Genomic DNA, 18,971 nt, shown 5'->3' with positions numbered 1-18,971 from the left:
CTATTCCTCTCGCTCCGCAGCTCTTCCCTCTACAACCGCGTGAGCTCGGATGCTAGCTCCCGGTACGCGATAGCCGGTAACCTGCCGGATCTCGGACACATTGGGCAGCGTATGGTACGGATCTTGGACCCTCAGCAGGACAGGGTTTGTTGTGGCGCTGTAGACCACATACAGCCAATAGCCAGCGGCCCATCGCTGTGCGGCATACCACTCCGTCCGGTACAAGCCCACATCGCCCGAGGCGTCGGCACGCCCCTTCACCTCAATCCGGCGCACCTGCGCGTTGCCATCGGGAAGCGTCCGCGTCGAGCGGATGTCGAAGCCGGTGCCGTCCATCAGATGGCCAAGATACTCAGGCTCCCACCCCTGCTGTCGTTCGAAGGCCATAGCCACCTCAACCGCCGCGTCCTCCACTTCCTTGCTGCTGGCTCGCATGACGTCGACATCAGGGTGCTCTGGCGCACTGGGCGGTACGACTGAGGCTGACCCGAGGTGCGTCACCTTGCCTGAACGCACTACGCCGAGGCGGTTGAGGGACTCCAGCTTGGCGGCTCGCCGGTGCTTCAACTCCTGGAGCTGTCGTGCGGTGTTGTCCCTCTGAAGGCGATACGAGTCGTCCCCGGAAGCGACCTTGGTGTCGTAGACGTCCCAGCGGCCTTCCAGGCGGCGCTTCTGCGCCTCCATGGCTTCCTCAAGGTAGGAAGCCCGAAGTTTGGCTTGATCCAGGCGGTTGATTCGCTCCGCGTTACTGCGGGGGAGCTGGATCTGGACGCGCAGCCAGTCCGTCGCCGCCTTGATCTTCTCTGGCGAGACTGCGGCAGCTTTGCGTGCCTCCGTGGGGGTAGCCGGCGTAAGGGTGTGCAGGACGTCAGCTGGCCCCCGGTGAAGGCCGTCATGATCCTCTATCACCGCCACCACTTCCGCGAAAGCAAGTTCCGCGGCCCCGTGCAGGTCCTCACCGACTACCTCGTAGGCGAAGAGGTGAACGAAATAAGGTGCCCGCGCACCAGGGTCGACGAACGCTGCAGCGCCCTGAGGGATGCCGTCCGCAGTTAGGTCTCGCTCCAGGGATTCAGCGAGCGCCGAGAACAGCGGGTGACCTGGTGAACACAGCACTGAGTCCTCATGCTCGACTCGGTCTCGTTCTTCCTTCTTGAAGGTGAGTTTGCGGTACTCCGAATCCGGACGACCGCGATACTTGACCGCCGCGAGGTCCTCGCTTCGCAGGGCGACGGGAACGTGTTCGATCCGGAGAAGCTGGTCTGCGCGGCGTTCCACACGGAGGCGTTGACGGCTGGCGGCTCGCAGGAAGAACGCCTCCGCATACTCCGGCATGAGGCGCCGCTCCTCAGACAAGAAGTTCTGGCCGCGTACCCAGTCGATGTCGACGTACTTCTTCGCCAGGGCGATGCCTGTGTCCTTCTCGTACTCAGCCAGCTTGTCCGGGTTGAGGCGGTTGATCGCGGCGACGGCAGCGTCTCGGTTGGCCCGAGTAGGGCTGGCGAGGGTCTCCTTGACGAGCCGCTCGAAGTCGATGCCGTTGATGGTGAGAAGTTCGCCGATCACGTCGTACACACGGCCGTCGAGGTCATCTCTCATCGCTTCGAGCCGCGCGTGCAGACCAGCCAACAACTGGCCTTCAATCGTATTGGTCGCGCAGAAGTTGAAGATCCAACAGTCCGCACTCTGCCCAATCCGATGCACCCGGCCCATGCGCTGCTCCAGACGGACCGGGTTCCACGGAAGGTCGTAGTTGATCATCAGGTGGCAGAACTGAAGGTTGATGCCCTCCCCAGCAGCTTCGGTAGCGATGCAGATCTGCTTGTTCTGACGGAAGTCGTGCTGCGCTCGCTTTCGCTCCGCGGGGGACTGCCCACCGTGGATCGTGCACACGGTGTAGCCCTGCTTGCGGAGGTCCTCTTCCAGGTAGTCAAGGGTGTCCCGGTGCTCCGTGAAGATGAGGAGCTTGCCCCGACCATCCTTGAGCTCATCGAACTCTGCCCTCTTGAGGCACTCACGCAGCGCCACTAGCTTTCGTTCATCACCCAGGTCCCTGACCCTGTCCGCGTGAACCACAAGCTTTCGGAGCTCGCTTACTTCGGCGCGCAGCTGCGAGAGCTGTTCGGCACTGGTGACCTCGGTGACCAACGCGTCATCGGCGGTTTCGTCAAGGTCGTCTGAAGCCGCTTCACCGTCGTCTTCAAAGTCTGAATCCGCCGGCATGCGCCCGAGGGAGGCAAGGCGCTGGTTCCGATCGGCGGACGGCATCATGTTCAGCTGATCAATGAGGTCGCTCAGGCGCTCGGCGCGCTTCACCAGCGAAGACCGGATGGCCCCGAGGCTGGATGCGAGCCGACGCTGAAGAACGGTGCGGGCGAGGGCCACAGCGTTGCCGCGGGACCCTGCACTCGGCCCCAGGTACCGGTTCACATACTCGGTTACATCCTGGTACAGCGCGTATTCAGCAGTCGAAAGTTGGAACGGCTGGGTGCGAACGTGCCTCTCAACGAAGAGTGCGTGATTGTGTTCGTCTACGAGGTCTTCCTTCTGGCGCCTCAGGAAATACGGGTTCCCCTCGTTGGCGATCTGCTTCTTCACAAGGTCTGGCGTTGAGAACTGATCCGGGTCCAGTAGCCCAAGGAAACGAGTGAACCTGTCCTCGTCACCGGAGTGCGGTGTTGCGGTGAGTAGAAGTAGCCGGTCTGCCTGCTGAGCAACGCCTTCCACTAGGGCGTACCTCTTGGTCTTCACGACTCGCTCGTCTCGGCCCCGCTTCGTGAAAGCCGATGCCTTGTGAGCCTCGTCAACGACAACTAGATCCCACTGCGTGCGCAGAAGGTCATCCCGCACATCGTCGCGCTTGGCGAAATCGATGCTGCTGATGGCGAGGGGGAAGCGTTCCCAGGGGCTCTGGCCAAGCTGGTAGCGGACTTGCTCACCTGACACGATCTCGAACTGTTCGTCAAACTTCTCTAGCATCTCGTCCTGCCACTGCGTGGTGAGCGGGGCAGGGCTAAGGATCAGGATGCGCTCCACTGCGCCTCGAAGCTTCAGCTCCTTCAGGAGCAGTCCTGCCATGATCGTCTTGCCGGCACCGGGGTCATCTGCAAGAACGAAGCGCAGGCGTGGTTGTGGCAGCATGTGCCGATAAACAGCTTCGATCTGATGCGGCAGACCCCGAACACCACTCATCGAAACAGCGAAGAGTGGATCATGGGCGAAGGCATGTTTGATGCGCTGAGATTCCACCCATAGGAACAGATCTTGCGCCTCAACCAACTCCGGTTTTGGAGCGGCCTTCGCCAGGGCGGCCTCGAGTTCAGATTCCAGGATTTGCGTTTCGTCGGGCGCCCCATTGGCGTGACGAACCCGGACGAGGAATACGCCAGAGCCGATCGGCTCGACGTGCTCCACTCTCACGGGGTGCGCGAAATGACCATCGAGCATGACCAAACGATTCTTGGCGCGCTCACTCACGTCCTTCACGGGCCGTCCCTCCGTAACTTCCGCGTCAACAGCGCCAAACCTAGCCCAAGTGGCGAAGGTCAAGGAGTGGCGAAAATTGTGAGACAGGTGATCCCACCGCGTCCACCCGGGCCGCCGTCGCGCGGGCATGGGCGCAGGACCTGGCCGATCGGCACAGTGTCACTGTGTGGGCCTGGCGCTCCTCGTACACGGGCGGCTGGGAGGTGGACTGGGAGCGCCTCGACGGCGCCCGACGAAGGAGCAGGTCCGCCGACCCAACGGCTGGCGCATACGTCGGCGGGATCACCCTGCGCCCAGCCTGGGCTGTTGGCGGTGGGGGCCACCGGCTGTTGCGGCAGTCGGGGCGGTGTCGGCGAGCGTGATGGCCCAGCGGTGTGGGCCCATTGTTGACGAGCCGATTGAGTACGGCCACGTACAGGGGCATGCAGCGCATGCGACGGCCCGAGGTAGTCGATCATGCCGTCGGAAGACGGAGCGAAGGGCTGAGTGGCATCACGGTTTGTCGTACAGGTCGGTGCCACCTGAGCCAGCTTCGGGTTCAGGGAGCACCGACGCTGCCGACTTGGTGCCCGGTGTCAGAGCTGGATGGACTCCGCAGGAGAGGGCAGGCGGCTCTGGATCAACAGGCTGAGCCGCCTCCTGCCGGCGTCGCCACTGAATCCAGAGGCAACCGAACCGACCTTCCAGAAGTCGGCGCCCGAGCGGATCGACAGATGGCCGGCATTGTCGACGGACTCACCTTCCAAGGTGGGAAGGTCCTTCATAACCTCCGCGTACGCTTGGAGCTGGCCGAGCCGCCCGCCATTGCTTCGGACGACTTCCACCACCTGGGGCAGTACTCGGTGCAGTGCGACGGCCCCGCTACCCTTCTGAAGAACGTAGTCTGACGCCTCCTCGAAGGGCTCGGGCATGACCTGCTTGATTCCGGACCAGTAAGCATTGAGGACGACCGCGACGGTAGCGGCATCCGCTCGCTTGAACGACGGCATGTCCAGCACTGGCTTGAGAGAGCGAGCGAACTGCGGCTTGGGGATGGTTACCCCGTCGCCCCTCGTCTTGCGACGGTTGGCCTCCTGGAACCGGCCTTTCCATGGGCCGTCGAGCTTTTCCAGCTCATCCACGACAGCGTAGGCACGGGTGATCCAGTCCCTGTCCTCAGCCGCAAGCATTTCTCGGAGCTCGGGATCGTCCTCGGCCATTTTGGTCAGTAGCTGCCATGCGAGATCGGTCTTGACGCTGGCAGCATTCGTGTTGACCTCATAGAACTCGCGCATCTCTTCACCCGGGTCAAGTCCCAAGGTGAGGCTGATAGGGACGGGAAAGTCTTCGAAGTCCTCCTGCTCACCGAGCAGCTGGTTCAGCCCGCCCGCCCGGTGCTGTCCGTCGTAGATCCACAGCGACAGCTCTTCGGTGAACTCGATACGCCCAGTGCCGATCCAATTGCCGTCTTCAAGGACGGCGTTCTCGTATCCCGCGTGGTCATCATCGACCACGATGACCACCCGCTCCTCGTCCATGTCGATCTTGCGGACGTTGACGAGCAGAGGATTGGGCATCCGGCCCTTCTTCTCGTCGTAGTACCGGGCTGCCTTGCGCACCCGGGCGGTGACTGGTGCCCGCTGGTACCCCTCGCCGGTATCCGGGTCGAAAATGTCGACCTTCTGGTGATCGGACACGGTGATGGCATCGGCGAACGCCTGCAACATACGCGTACCCCTCTGCACACATAGTGCCCCTGCGATCTGGATGGTCGCCACGCTCTGCTTACCCATGTGTCCCTCTCATTCCCAGGATGACGCCACGGGCTGCGGCGTCCAGGTATGAGGTTGGACCTGCGCACCCAGATCTAGCAATCAGATCTGAAGGATAGATCTATTTTTGCGTACAAGAGGGCGGACCCATTTCGTTCCCATCTCACAAATGACCAGATTTGATAGTTCTCCTCTGCTCGCTTCCGCTGAGCTTGGCCCCGGCCGTGAGCGCGTCGGAACTCCTGTCGGAAAGCGATGCCGGACTCGGGGTGACGTGGTGCCTTGCAGCTCGGCACAGACCCCGGTGGCTTCGAGCCCTCCGGCCCGCACGGCGTCGACCCAGCAGGCAACGACTGAGCCAACCTCACGGCGAGACGGGCGCATTCGCGACTAGGCGCCGATACGCGCGCCAAGCCTTACGCTTCCTCTATCTGCGCGCCTTCGGACCGCACGGAAGATTTCAGCGGGCGTGGCTGCGGCCTCGACGCTGAAACCTTCCGTGCAGCGACACGGGACGACGCGAAACCACCCGTCACTTCAGCGCCCGGTGGTTGTGGCGTGTGGGATTCCTGTGCGGTCCGGGGGGTCAACGTTTGACACGGCTGCGGACGGCCAGAACCGCGAGGCCGAGGAGAACAGGTTCGGTGAGGCGGGAGAGCATCTCGGTGTACGTGCCGAAGGTGGTCAGGTCTTGGCCAGAGGAGCGGAAAACCACCGAGTTGATCACCACCCGTACCGCCTTGTCGAACCGCTCGGTGGTAACGCGTTCGCACAACGGGCCGGTGGGGTTGCGGGGATCGGGTGTGTCGGTGGTGAGCTTGAGGTTCTGCCCGACACTCACCTGCTTGCCGGTGGTCTGCGGATTCGGGTCGTCGACAGGCAGGCCCCACAGCACCATCATCGTGATCGTGGCGACCATGGCAGCCACCAGCCAGGCCAGGGCACGCACAGCACGCAGTCCGTAGCCAGACAGGGCCCAGTAGGCGGTTAGCAGCACCCGCTCACCAAATGGACGAGTGCTGTCGTGGCGGCGCATCTCGCATTCGCCGTAGTAGAAGTCGGCGGCGTCCGGCTCGTTTTTGCCGTCCTCGAGGGACTTGCGCAGCTGCCGATACAGGGCGGCCACCGCCACTGGCTTCAGCTCGAGGGCGCCAGGTGGCGGGGACGTCCAGCCAGGGGCGGTGCCCCGGCCGGAACCGCGGGCGGTGAGTACCCGCCAGTGATGCTCTTCGACCAGCGTGTTGCGTCGACTCCACCGCCAGGGGAATCGCCGGTTCCAGCCGGTAGGGGTTGTGGCGAAGGTGCACCAGCCGTCCACCTTCATCTGGTCGAGATGGACAGCGCCAGCTAGACGGCACGTCTTCAGGTCGATGTCGTGAAGCGCCAAGTGCGCGGCATCCACCCCACCCACCGACGCCAGGCGCACACCGGGCTTTTCGCCGGACAGCTGTGCTTCCGATAGCGGGTCGCCAAGTCTAGGACGGAGAAACGGATCGGGGCGGGCGGCGACAAGCACCGGGTACTCGAAGACCGCATCCCGCAGGTCCAGTTCGGCGTAGCGCAGGTGCAGTGTGGCGGTCGACACCCACCGTGTCCGCGCACAACTCACATGACGGGCAGCGATCTCCACCGTCACCGGTCGCTGGAACACCGCACCGTCCAACACCACCCGCTTACCGCCCACCAGCGGCCCCAAGTGGGGCGCCAGTTCGAACCGAGCCTCGCTGAAGTTGACGTCGCCGGAGAACGTAGCCTCGGCGAACCCCGCGATGCCTTCGAACGCCGCCTCATTGAACCCGGCGTCGCCTTCGAAGGTCGCCCTGCCGAAGTCGGCGTCGCGGATGAAAGTGGCCGCGCCGAACAGGGCGGTGCTAGAGAACGTCGCCCCGTCGAACTCGGCGGCCCAGGAGAACGTCGCTGAACTGAACCGGGCGGTCCCGGAGAACGTCGCCGAACTGAACCGCGCGGGCCCGGAGAACGTCGCCCCACCGAAGCGGGCAACCCTGGAGAACGTCGCGCCCTTGAATTGGGCAGTCCCGGAGAACGCCGTCTCGCTGAACCGGGCCTCCCTGGAGAAGGCCGCATCGCGGAATCCAGCACCACTGGAGAACATCGCCTGGCTGAACCGAGTTTCGCCAGAGAACGTCGCCTGGCCGAATCGGGCGGGCCCGGAGAACGTCGCCGCCTCGAACCGGGCCTCGCCGGAGAACGTCGCCTCACCGAACCGGGCAACACCAGCGAACGTCGCCCCCTCGAACCGGGCGGGCCCGGAGAACGTCGCCCCACCGAACCGGGCAACCCCGGAGAACGCCACCCCCTCGAACCGGGCCTCGCCGGAGAAAGATGCCCTATAGAACCGGGCGTCGCCCGAGAAGGTCGCCTTCTCGAACCGGGCGTCGCCTATGTGAGGGCTGTCGGTGGTGGGGTCGGCTGTCAGGGCATCGAGTAGCCGGCTCAGCAGTTCAGGGGTGAAGGAGGTACCGCGGTGGTCTATGTCGGCGCCGGGTGACAGAGCCGCAAGGTAGGCGGTGCGGTCGGCCTCGGGCAAGTGGGACAGGCACGCGGTGTATCCACTGACGTGGATGCCCTGGCAGCCGACCGGGTCGGTTGCCGCGTTGCTGCCGTGGCCGCAGTGCCGCCAGTGCTGCGGAGGTGAGGGCCGGGCGGGGCTTGCAGACATCATGCTTTGAGGACGATCGGCAGTGGCCGAGCGGTTGCCCAACGAAGGCCGAACGGTGCCAGCGCTGGCCGGTGCCACTTCTTGGGGTGAAGCATGGGGTTATGGACTTCTTCGATGTCGAAGGTACGTGGTGGCTACCGGGCCGGCAGGCAGAAGCTGTCGCTGGCAAGCTGACCTTTGATTCGGACGGGCTGAAACTCACCGCCTACGGATCACTTCACGCTGTCGAACGGCTGGAGCCGGGTGGAGAGACACCGCTGGAGCTCGTCTGGGTAACCGAACCCTTGGTTTACGGAACCGCGCGGGACCAGCGCGACATCAGTCTGATCAACGCTCGTGGTGGTTACCTGCCGGACGTCCCTGCCGCGGAAGAAACCTACCGCCCAGAGCTGGTCTTGATCGGAGGCCACGTGCCGGGTGCCGAGTTCTCGGAGGCTCGGGTGGAAATTGATCACCTGGCCGACTGGATCGATGCTCCATCTCTTACAAGGCGGCAAGGAAGAGACATCTCCTTGTCCACGCAGTCCGTAGAGCTGATGCAGACCAAGGCTGGCGACTCCACCGTGAAGGTCATTTCCGGGGCGTACGGGAGGGTCAACGACGACAGTGTGCATCTCGACCAGTACTGCATGTTCACCGTCACCACCAAGACGCCGATGGACTGGCAGGGCATGCTGGCCGAGCAGGTGAGGCCATTGCACGACCTCATGATCCTAGCCCTGGGGCGACCGCTAGCGATGAATTCCTTCTACCTTCGCCCTGCCGTTGGCGACAAGCGTCCACTGTGCGAGGCGTACTTTGACACGCTCCGGCCGAAGAAGACGACCGGCTCTATCCGCAACGACGCTGCCCCGACGTTGCTCCTGGCCAGCGACAGTGCTATCGACCTCGCCGAACTCGTAACCTCGTGGTTCCAGTTTCACCGACGGTTTAAGAAAGTGCTACTACCGCTGTTGAACCCATTTTTTGCTCCCTTCACTTACTCGGAGCATAGGTTCATCTCCATCTTTCAAGCGCTGGAAGCCCTTCACCAGGATAAGAAGTTGTATGCCAGCACGGATGTGACCAAAGAGCAGCACAAGCAGCGAGTAGCTGCGGTGATTGATAAGTTTGACGACGCCGGCCTCGAACAGGAAACCCTAGACTGGGCCAAGTCGGTACTCCTGGGGCGCAATGATAAGCCGCTGAAGCAGCGGGTCCAAGAGGTTGTTGACTCCACTGGCAAAATGGGTGAAGTCATCCTGAAGAAGGCTCCCAAGTTCGCTCAATCGGTCGCTTCGGCACGGTCAGGACTTTCTCACGGTGGCGGCAAAAACCCCTTCACGCCAGCCGCTCTACACTGGCACGGCGAGGTCCTGATGTGGGTTACGCGAGCCAGACTTCTTGCCGAACTTGGCGTACCTGATGTTTATGCGCGAGCCGTCAGCAAGGCACCCTTCACCTTCGCCGTGGAGCAAATCCGGTGCTGACCTCACTCCCCGACCCTGACTTCCCCCTGTGGCTACAAGCTGGACGGCGAGCTGCCTGACTTCCGCCCTGGGCCCACGCACCATCGCCACGGCCACCGAGGGCATTCTGGGTACGGCCCCATACGTGCGCCAGGAGTGCTGGGCAGCCACCACCAGATGGCTTTCCCGGTCACCCCGGCCGCCGACGACCTCTGTCAGTCACCATGCTCATCTGCGCGACAACTCGTTTTTAGGCACTAGCCCTCGTCATCGCGGAGGTCTCGGCTATCACCGAAAGGACTACCACTCGGCAGGTCGCCGAAGCCGGTCGGAACCTGGAGCCAACGGGCCCCTGGGAACCACAGAGGAGTACAAGAACCTCACATGTGGGGCTGCCGACGCAAGGAGGCTTTTCACGGGAAAAGGATATATTCATTTTGAGGGGAAAGTCACAGATACCGATGAAGGGACCGGTCTTACTAGCGGCCTCGAACGCGGATCCATGAAATCGCACGTGCCTGCCTGCGCGACTACGGTCACCGGAAGAAGCAGCCTGGAACAAGCTTGAAGCCAATGTTGGGACGTTGTGCCGCCCAGGGGGCAGCCGGCGCCCGAACAGTGACGAGTAACTTCCGGAAGGCAGCGGCCCATGTGAGCCTGAAGCACTACAGAGAGTCGCGGCCCCTCCCCTCAACTTGCGCCGGGCTGCTGGCCTCCGGAAACGCCTCCTGCTCGGCATCGAAGACAGCCAGCAGGCGGGAAGGTTGGACGTGCAGGCCGCGAGCAAGGTTGATCAAGGTTGTCAAGCTTGGATTTCGCTGGCCGTGTTCGATATAGACCACTCCGCGGAAGCTCAAGCCGCTATGGGCCGCCAGATCCTCCAAGGTCATGCCGCGATCCTCGCGAATGCGCCGGAGGTGCATTCCGAACGCGTGAAGCACAGGGTCGGGCGGAGACGGAGACACGCCACTGACTTGAACAGTCGCACCTCTTTGACCACCATGAACAGCTGTGCATAATCCTTCCAGGAAGGCAGGAAGGCCGCTCAGAGGCTGCTGTCCGTGGCACTTGTCCGGTTGTGCCGAACAGCTTGGAGGTGACCACTCGTGCCCGCTCAGCGCAGGTATCCGCCCGACGTCATGGAACGCGCCGTGCGCATGGTTCTCGACATCCGCGCTCAGGACCCAGACCGCGCTGGCGTGGTCGGTACTGTCGGCGAACTCATGAAGATTCACCCTGAGGTACTGCGGCATTGGGTCAAGAAGGCCGAGGCGATCCGTCGCGAGCCCACCCCCGAGGCTCCAGGGGGCGATCAGGTGCGCGAACTGGAGCGCGAAGTCCGGGACCTGCGCCGTGCCAATGCAGTTCTTAGGGCTGCCACACTGATGTTCGCCTCGGAGCTCGAACTTGCCCAGACCCGTTAACTGTTCCAGTCTTCCCCGCGCATGCCGGTCCGGCCCGGCTGTCCTACCGCCAGGCCAAGGGATCTTCGAGGGGAGCACACCGTAGAGCTCCTTCGCCACGGTTAGATTGTGGTTGATCGCCCTCCGGTGCGTATCCCGTGCCCGCACGACCTTCTCGGTGGTGGTGTCCACTGACCCAGGTCACAGGGCACCCTGCCGTCGACGCCAATCGGGCTTACGGGTCTCCTGGAGCCAGAGCGCCAAGTCTCGGCCCCAGTGATCTATCAGCTGGGTCCTTACGTCACGACGGTAGCCATGACGCACGCGGATCGATTCCGGCAGGGCTACCTCGGTGGGTGACCAGCACAGGTAGACAGCGAGATCTCGGGTGGATCGGTTGCGCCGGATGAGCAGGTGGAGGTAGCTGTCGCTACCGATGTGGGCCCAGGCCCAGGTAGCAGCGCGGGCCTTTGGCAGCAGGGCCGGCGCTCTGCCGGTGGCGGGGTAGGCGGCATGCGAGGTGTCCGCGCGGGCGGGGCGCGTCCGTGGTTGATTCGTACCCTTGCCAAGCCAGGTGACGGCCACACGTAACCGATGTCAGGTCTCTCAGTTGCGTTGGCTGCGGCCGCGGGGCCGGATGGGCGTGACGGTGGTTGAGACGTCGCTATGAAGTTGCTGCCGGAGGGCTTCGTTGTCGTGGAAGAGGGCGGCGATCGCGGTGTGGGCGGCCCTGAGTTTGTTCTCCAAGAGCGTGCATTCCTGGGTCTTCTTGGTCAGTCGCTTCTTGAGGTCCGCGATGGCCGCGTCGCGTTTGGCCTCGCCGCGAGTAGCCTTGCCGTGGGCAGCGATGTACGCGTCCCACTCGGCGAGAACGGCATGAGCGCGGTTCATGGTCGCGCGGCTGACCTGGGCCTCTTTGTAGAGGTTCTCCTTGGTGAGGCGGCCGTCAGTCCGCTGGGGGCGGCCTTCGAAGAGGCGGGCCATCGCTGCCCGCAGGGCCGCGGCGGTCTTGGGGCTGACCTGGTCTTCGGGGGCGTCGGCGGAGTCGGTCACTGCACCTGTCCTGCCATCTTGAGCACGTTGCGGGTGATATCGAGTTCGCGTTCGGCGAGGTCGCGGCGGCACCTAGGGACGGCGGGACTGTTAATGATTTCGAGCTGTTTGCGATTGTGAGAGTCGTAGATCGGCAGGTGCTCGGGGCCGATCATGCTGTTGGCGCATCGGTCGGGCCGGCAGCGTTCGTCGAGGGGGCCCGTGTGTCCTTCGGGGACGACCGCGTTTTCGAGGCAGACAGCGCCGACGGGGTTGGTGTGGTCAGCGGTGCAGTTGTTGAGCATGCCGAAGCGGATGTGGATCCGCGTGGTGCGCAAGAGGGTGTCGGCGGTGCGGGCATCGCCGTTGCGGGCCTTGACGGTGGCGGTGATCTGGTCGAAGGCGTCCTTGACGCGTTCGGCGCCGGGCCCGAACCCGATCTCCTCGCCCGAGGTGTGGCGCTCGTAGAGGTCCTTGATCTTGCGGAACTTGACGTTGTCGAGGGCGTCTTCGAGGTATTTGGCCCACTCAGCGTCAGAAGCCGCATAGCTGCGGGTGGTGACGTTGGCCAGGGCCCGCGTGGCGAGGTGCTTGAGCTGGATGCCAGTGGCGATTTCGGAGCCGGGGAACTGATCGGTAAGCATCGCCATCGTCCTGCGGAACATGTGAGGGCGGATGTAGGTGGCAGGGATCGCGTCGAGTCCGGTCCAGGCCCGGTTGGCGTTCACGAACCTTACGAACGACTTCAGCATTCTGACGCCAAGGACGGCGCCGTCCTGCTTGGTGGTGTGGACGGGTGCGAAGATGCGTTCGGGGTGAATGGAGACGGCCTCGGCAACAGCGAGGGCTTCGGCGAGGGGTTCGGCGATCCACCAGTGCTTGCCAGGACGGTTGGTGGTGCCTTTGATCTTCGTGGAAGCGATGGCGGGGGTGCTGTAGTGCTCGACGACGGGGTCCCGCAGGATCTCGTGAACCTCCGAGTCGCGCATCATCGACAAGCCGACGACCAGGGTGAATGCCGCGTCACGAATTGCCGTCTTCGCGTCGAACAGAGCCCGCTGGTCGAGGCCTGGGTGCCAGGGCCCTGTAATGCCGTCCGGCCGGGCAACCTGTACCAGTTCTCCGCTCAGCGCGTGGGTTGTGGTCCGGCCATCGGCAACCGCGTCCAGGATCAAGGTGCGGCGGCGTCTCCGCGCCGGGCAGCGGCCGTTGAGCGCCTTGCTGCAACTCTCGTAGCCGAGGAGGAGCATCAGCAGGTTCCACTGCACCTCGGGAGTTTGCCCGTCCATCGACTCGGCGTGGACGGGGATCTTGTTCCGGGGGTCGGCGAGCCACTCCTCAAGGCGCTCATCGATGCCGACAACCGACGTCCGGGCGGCTGCTCTGAGCTCACGGAGCCGGCCGTCGGTGCGCAGGACATCGGACGCGAAGTCATGGATGTAGGCCCAGGCCGCACGGATCAGCGGAAACCAGGTCTTCGGAGGAACAGTGGGGGTGGCGATGGCCCTCCTGCCCGCGAGCTCGACAACCTGACGGGCACTCTGGCCCGGCCATGGATCACCTTCCGGCCATGGCAGGCTCAAGGCGGGCGTAGCCGCCGCCAAGCTCTTCAGAGTGCCCACGTGACTTCTGATCGTTTCCGGAGAGGAGCCTTCGGTCGCCATGTCGGTGATGCGTTGCCGCAGGTCCTCCACCCTCCATCCGTCCGGATAAGGCGGGAGCCCGTTCTCACGGGCCCAGCGGGCCGCGGTCCGCAGACGCGAGGCGATGTGGTTCAGCGTGCGGGGGTCAGTTGAGCCGTCGAGGACGATGCCGCGCTTGAGAACCTCGGGGTGACGCTGGTTGCAGGTGAGCATCATCAGCTCTCGCGCCAGCAGATTCCAGTACGGGTCCTCGAGCTCCAGGCTGAAGGTGACCTTCCAGTTGCAGGCCTTGACGTTGGCGGGCCGCTTGAGCACTCCGTTGAAGTCCCAAAAGCCGGCGTCGCCGAACCGGGGGAGGTAGGCGCCTGGTTCGCGAGCCGCGGGCAGGAGCGATCGGCCTTGGACGACGGGCTCGTCGTCGGGGAACAGCGATGGGCATCGCTGCTGGAGCAAAAGAACGTTCATCCGTCGAACTCCGTGTGGGCAGCCAGTGGCAAGTCCAGGCATGCCCCGCCGGCCTCGATGTGCTTGCGGGCCTGAGCGAGTTCCTCGGGGGTGCGATCGCCTAGAACGGTGTTCAGGTTCACCCAACTTTGCCCCCAAAGCCGACCGAAGGCCTGGGGGGTCAGAAGCGTACGAAGCCTTTCCAAGTGGGCTTGGAAAAGCAGGAGTTGAGGCAGGTTGGCGGGCAGGATCCAGGCGTTGCGGCACTCCAGGCAGCGCAGCGGTGCGACGGCGCAGAGTTCACCCGGGCGGCTGTAGGGGCCCTGGTAGGGGTTCTTGCAGTGGGAGACGCCCATGTCGAGCTGGCCGGCCATGATGCCCTCGGCTTCCTCCGAGGTCAGTCCGGTCTCTTCGAGCAGGCCCTGGTCGATGTCCCCGGAGCCGGTGACGACGGTGGGGCCGTCGACGCGGTCGAGTGCCTGGTCGAACCAGTGCTGCTGAGCCGTGGCGATCGTCCGGCCGGACATGATCCGCAGTGTGGTGCCCTGAGCATAGTGGCCGGCGAAGGTCTCTTCGGTGTGGTCATCCGCAGCGGCGTCGATGCGGCCCTCTGTGACGATGGCCTTCTCGACCTTGGTCGATTTGCGCAGGCGCCCGATGTGCCGGTCGCCCTTGACCTTGACGTCAATAGCGTCCAGCCAGTGGCGGAACTGTGCTCTGCCCTGGCTAGGGGTCCACCGGTCGAACACGACGGTGTGGTCGGGGCGCACGGCGACGTTGACGAAGAGTGTGTCGGTGACGTGCGGGGCCTTGGCGCGGACCCGGGCCGTGAGATCCATGAGCTGCCGAACCACCTCGCTGGCCTCGCGCCGGGGCCAGTTCACGGTGAGCCGCCCGCTGCCGTCCTCGTCATCGGGGGCTGTCGTCTCGGGCCGGTTCTGGTCGCGAAAGGCCCGGTGCCGCAGCCGCTCGGCGCGGTTCTTGAGCAGGGTCAGCCGGACTCCCTTGGGTAAGAACTCCACGCCCGCCTCGCCGAAGCTCGTGACCTCTTCGGAGGTGTAGCCGGTGGCGTCCATCAGCAGGACGCGGAACGCGTGCAGGTCGAGGGCGGTGGGATACAAGCGTGCAACCAGCCTGCGCACCAGCTGCATGCGTGCGGTCGCCGGATTGAGCACCTGCCCCGGCCCGGCAGTGAACTCCAGCAGATCCAGCGGCCACTCGCGTGACGGAGGAACGCGGCGACGGATGTCCTCGACCGTGATCTCTTCGTGGGCCAGGCCCCAGAGCAAGTCGGCGATACGGGTCCAGCTGCCCTGATCAGGATGGCGTCCCTGTCCGGCCAGGGCCCAGCTGTCCTCGATGCGCTTGCGGGTGGCATGCGCGCTCGTCCAGGCGGCCCGGACGATAGCCAGCTTCTCCTTGCGGGTGAACTCGTCCCGTTCCGTGCTCTCCCCGCTGCCGAGGAGCGCAGGGCCACGGGCGAGCCTGGCCAGATCCGCAGCGACCATCCGCTCGTCATGGTCGTCCCGGCGGATCACCAGCACACGCAGGGAAGCGGCCAGCAGACCAGGCCTGGCCGAGCTCTCGGCGTATTCCTCGGGCAGGGACAACTCCCACTTCACCAGCGTGTCGAAGAGGTCCGGATCGGCCAGGCTCGCTTCCTCGGCCTCAGCGCCGAGCACCTTGTCCACGTAGAGGCAAAAGTGGTCGATCGCATACTGGTAGTTCTTCGCTTGGAGTCCGATCTGGGTAGCCGCAACATACTCGACCCACTCGTCCGCTAGCTGCATGGCCAGCAGCGAGCACCGGTAGTCCGCCGGATCCAACGCCACGAGGTGCCCGGGCAGCTGCACCACCCTGGGGCCGATCCCCCCTGGCGGGGCCGGATTCGCCAGCGCGGCGAGGAGTCGCGCACGTTCCTCGCCTTTCCGGCTCTTCGCCTTCCTGCGTGGCCCGGTCATCGGCGGCCCCCGTTCATTTCGGACAGGGCGCGCGAGGCGATCTCGGCGTAGGTCGCCTTATCGTCGCCCACCCAGCCGTTGAACGCGGCCTCGAACTCGTTGATCAAGTCGTCCGTGTACTGGAGGTACTCGTAGGTGGTTTCTGGGCTCGAGTGACCGAGCCTGCGGCTGACGATCAGCAGCGGGTTGTGCCGGATGTGACCGCTCAAGTACGACCGGTGCCGGCGACGGCGGGCGTGCAGGTCCGGCTCCTCGCCATCCATGAGGTTTTCCAGGTAGGTCAAGAGCCGCAGAGCGTAGGTGTGCCTTAGGTCGTGCCATCTCCACCGCCGGGCGGGAAGGTGCGGGGTGGTCTCGTCGGCGAGCGCGTTCATGCGCGCCCAGGCCCGGTGGCGGTAGCCCTTCCAAGCGTCCGCCCCCGGCATCAGACCGCCGCGGCAGACGAACAGGGACAGTGCCTCCAGGCCGAATTCGCCCTCGTAGACGGTGATCCGCCGCAGTTTGGCGGGCATGGCGGACATCTGGAACTCGCGCACGACACCGTCCAACACGCCCCTCACCCAGCCGCCAGCGACGTCGACCTCGCCCACCACGAACAGGTCACGGGCCTTGCGCTCCAGGGTCCGGGCCGCTCGGCGAACGATGTCCGGTCTCTCCAGCAGGCAGAACAGGTCGGCGGAGGCGACGGCGTCCTCGGGGACGTAGACAGGTCGCGCTTTGCCGTACTTCGCGCACGCCTGGACCGTGTACTCGGCTGCCCCGCCCGGTATCCCGGGCCAGAGGCCGATCTCAGGAAGCAGCACCGTCGACCACTCTCCCCAGCGTGTCCCCGATCCCAGGGCTATATCCGAGCCTGCCCGATTGCGTAACGGTGCCCACCCGCGGAAGGTCTGGTCCACCTGGGCGTTAGGGAGCTGGCCGCCCAGTCCCACGTCACGGAAGTGCCGGTACTGCTCGAAGGTCAGGTGCCGAATGTGCATGCCGACCCGGAGGCGCGGCGCCAGCGGGTTGCGTCCCCGCGCCGCCACTCGGACCGGCCTGTGCGACAGGATCTTGCGGTCGACCAGGAAGCCGTAGAGGTCGTCCAGGACGAAGGATTCCTTGCTCCACGCATTCCAGCCGATCGGCTTCTTCTGCCTCTGAGTCCGATAATTACGGTAGGCAACGAGCTCGGACTCACTCGCCGACAGGACATCGCTTTCCAGCTTGACCAGGTAGTTGTCCGTCCTGAAGACCGCCCGCCCGTAATCCTTCAGCGTGCCTTCATCCAACAACGACGTCGACAGATACCGGCCGTACTCACACAGCGCCGGCACCGGCATCTGCGTCTCCTCGTCGAGGAACACCGGCATCCCGTCGAGCACACCGCGCCGCTTGAGCAGAGCAGCCACCTCTGCCGCAGAGATGACGTCACTGTCCAGGAACCTCTCCAGTCTCCCGGACTGCACGAAAGCAAGATCCACCCTCGCTCCTCCCAAGTCGCCCGAGACGAACTCCCTGGCTCACATGTCTCTGTCACCACAACGGAACAGGACTGAACCACACCTCTCGTGAGACAGACTGGAACAGCGGAAAGAAGAAGTGGGTGAGCACGACCAGCGGAATCCTGGTGATGCCGAGTGAGCGCAGGCAGTGGTCGACGAGCTGTGGATCGGGTCCCGCGTCCACCACCACGCCGCTGCCCTCGCCGGCCGCGAGCACCATGGCGTCGCCCTGCCCCACGTCGCACATCACCAGCCGCCAGCCGGGCGGCGGCCAGCCCGTGACCACCCGGGTCAGCGGCGGCGGCTGCACGACCACCAGCACCAGCGCCAGGCCGCAGACCCCGCACCACCAGGGATGCCCGAGCAGCCGCCGCCCCACGAGCAGCACCACGACCGTCACGGCCGCGAGCAGCGCCGCACCCGCCCAGCTGCCCGGCCAGTCCACTCCCGCTCCCGGCAGCGCCGCCCCGGTACGGGCGACCTCCGCGATCCACTCGGCGGGCCAGTGCGCGCACCATGCCAGGGCCTCGGCCACCGGCATCGCCGCCGGCGCCGTGGCCAGTGCCGCGAAGCCCAGCACGGTGGCGGGCGCGATCGCGAACTCCGCGATCAGATTGCACGGCACCGCCACCAGGCTCACCCGCGCCGACAGCACGGCGACGACGGGCGCGCACAGGGCCTGCGCGGCGGCAGCGGCGGCCAGCGCCTCGGCGAGCCGCGGCGGCACCCCGCGCCGCCGCAGCCCGGCGCTCCAGCGCGGTGCGAGCGTGAGCAGGGCGCCGGTGGCCACGACGGACAGCAGGAACCCGTAACTCCGGGCCAGCCACGGGTCGTACAGCACCAGCAGCAGAACCGCCGTCGCCAGCGCCGGGATGAGTGACCTGCGGCGGCCGGTCGCGAGGGCGAGCAGCGCGACGGCTCCGCAGGCCGCGGCCCGCAGCACGCTCGGATCCGGTCTGCACACGACGACGAACCCGAGTGAGAGCACGCCCCCGAGCACCGCGGTCGCCCGCAGGGAGACACCGAGGCGAGGCGCGAGTCCCCGCCGCTCGACGTGCTGCGCCAGGCCCGGCGGCCCGAGCAGCAGGGCGAGCAGAATCGTGAAGTTGGCACCGGATACGGCCAAAGTATGAGTGAGATCGGTTTCCTTGAAGGCCTCCTCCAGCTCCGGGGTGATCCGCGAGGTGTCCCCCACGACCAGCCCCGGCAACAGGGCCCGGGCATCCGCCGGCAACCCGTCGGTCGCCTCCCGCAGCCCGGCGCGCAACCGCCCGGCGAGCCGCTGAGCAGCCGAGGGTTCCCCCACCACCTCCGGTTCCGCCTGGCCCCGCACCCGCAGCACGGCCGCGAACCGGTCTCCGCCCGTCATCGCGGGCGCCAGCCGCGCGCTGACCCGCAGCCGCGTCGACGGCAGCAGCCCCAGCCACGGCGACCGCACCGGCCCGTCGGCGGTCTGCCTCCCACTCCCGGCGGACCCGGTCCCGGGTACGGGCTGCCCATCCCCGACGGCCCCGGTCGCCCCGTCCGCAGGTGCCGATCGCCCATCCCCGATGACCCCGGACGCACCACCCACGGGCACCGATCGCCCATCGCCAACGGTCCCGGTGGCACCACCCACGGGTGCCGACCCCTCATCCCC

10 protein-coding genes and 1 pseudogene are annotated in these 18,971 nt (G+C 65.3%); 2 read left to right on the top strand and 9 right to left on the bottom strand.

Annotated features, from left to right (window positions below; all coding sequences use genetic code 11):
* The 3 genes from CA983_RS06115 to CA983_RS06105 form a co-directional block, all read right to left on the bottom strand.
* Nucleotides 1-3,486: a helicase-related protein gene (locus tag CA983_RS06115; protein WP_158101834.1), complete on the bottom strand. Its 3,486-nt coding sequence runs from the start codon at nt 3,484-3,486 to the stop codon at nt 1-3.
* A gap of 575 nt (nt 3,487-4,061) precedes the next feature.
* Entirely contained in the window at nt 4,062-5,258 is a 1,197-nt protein-coding gene (locus CA983_RS06110) for a DGQHR domain-containing protein (protein WP_086599859.1), read from the bottom strand.
* A gap of 565 nt (nt 5,259-5,823) precedes the next feature.
* On the bottom strand, nt 5,824-7,785 hold the full coding sequence (locus CA983_RS06105; protein ID WP_244206671.1) for a pentapeptide repeat-containing protein: 1,962 nt from the start codon (nt 7,783-7,785) through the stop codon (nt 5,824-5,826).
* A gap of 233 nt (nt 7,786-8,018) precedes the next feature.
* Between CA983_RS06105 and CA983_RS06095 the strand changes: the two genes are divergently transcribed.
* A complete protein-coding gene (locus CA983_RS06095; protein WP_143645453.1) occupies nt 8,019-9,386 on the top strand; it encodes an ApeA N-terminal domain 1-containing protein in 1,368 nt (455 codons plus the stop codon).
* 644 nt (nt 9,387-10,030) lie between these two features.
* On the opposite strand, the gene CA983_RS06090 is transcribed toward CA983_RS06095, so the two are convergent.
* Nucleotides 10,031-10,288 carry a helix-turn-helix domain-containing protein gene (locus CA983_RS06090; protein ID WP_086599856.1) on the bottom strand — a complete coding sequence of 86 codons (258 nt, stop codon included), beginning with the start codon at nt 10,286-10,288 and terminating at the stop codon, nt 10,031-10,033.
* A 183-nt stretch (nt 10,289-10,471) separates the two neighbouring features.
* Between CA983_RS06090 and CA983_RS06085 the strand changes: the two genes are divergently transcribed.
* Complete coding sequence (locus tag CA983_RS06085; protein WP_086599855.1) at nt 10,472-10,789, top strand: transposase; 318 nt, start codon at nt 10,472-10,474, stop codon at nt 10,787-10,789.
* A 585-nt stretch (nt 10,790-11,374) separates the two neighbouring features.
* On the opposite strand, the gene CA983_RS06075 is transcribed toward CA983_RS06085, so the two are convergent.
* The 5 genes and pseudogenes from CA983_RS06075 to CA983_RS06055 form a co-directional block, all read right to left on the bottom strand.
* The gene (locus tag CA983_RS06075; RefSeq protein WP_208636898.1) at nt 11,375-11,821 is read right to left on the bottom strand and encodes a hypothetical protein; all 447 of its coding nucleotides are present in this window, start codon (nt 11,819-11,821) and stop codon (nt 11,375-11,377) included.
* Nucleotides 11,818-13,908, bottom strand: a complete 2,091-nt coding sequence (locus CA983_RS06070) for an integrase (RefSeq protein WP_086599854.1) — start codon at nt 13,906-13,908, stop codon at nt 11,818-11,820. Before CA983_RS06070 ends, CA983_RS06075 begins: the two co-directional genes overlap by 4 nt.
* Nucleotides 13,905-15,743, bottom strand: coding sequence for a hypothetical protein (locus CA983_RS06065; protein ID WP_086599853.1), 1,839 nt, complete (start codon nt 15,741-15,743; stop codon nt 13,905-13,907). Before CA983_RS06065 ends, CA983_RS06070 begins: the two co-directional genes overlap by 4 nt.
* Nucleotides 15,744-15,844: 101 nt before the next feature.
* On the bottom strand, nt 15,845-17,311 hold the full coding sequence (locus tag CA983_RS06060; RefSeq protein ID WP_086599852.1) for a site-specific integrase: 1,467 nt from the start codon (nt 17,309-17,311) through the stop codon (nt 15,845-15,847).
* Nucleotides 17,312-17,426: 115 nt separating this feature from the next.
* Nucleotides 17,427-18,971 (bottom strand): annotated as a pseudogene (locus CA983_RS06055) (ComEC/Rec2 family competence protein); the annotation flags it as partial.

The sequence above is a fragment of the Streptomyces swartbergensis genome, assembly GCF_002148965.1.
GTDB classification, from domain to species: Bacteria; Actinomycetota; Actinomycetes; order Streptomycetales; family Streptomycetaceae; genus Streptomyces; species Streptomyces swartbergensis.
This window is presented reverse-complemented; position numbering and strand designations above follow the sequence as displayed.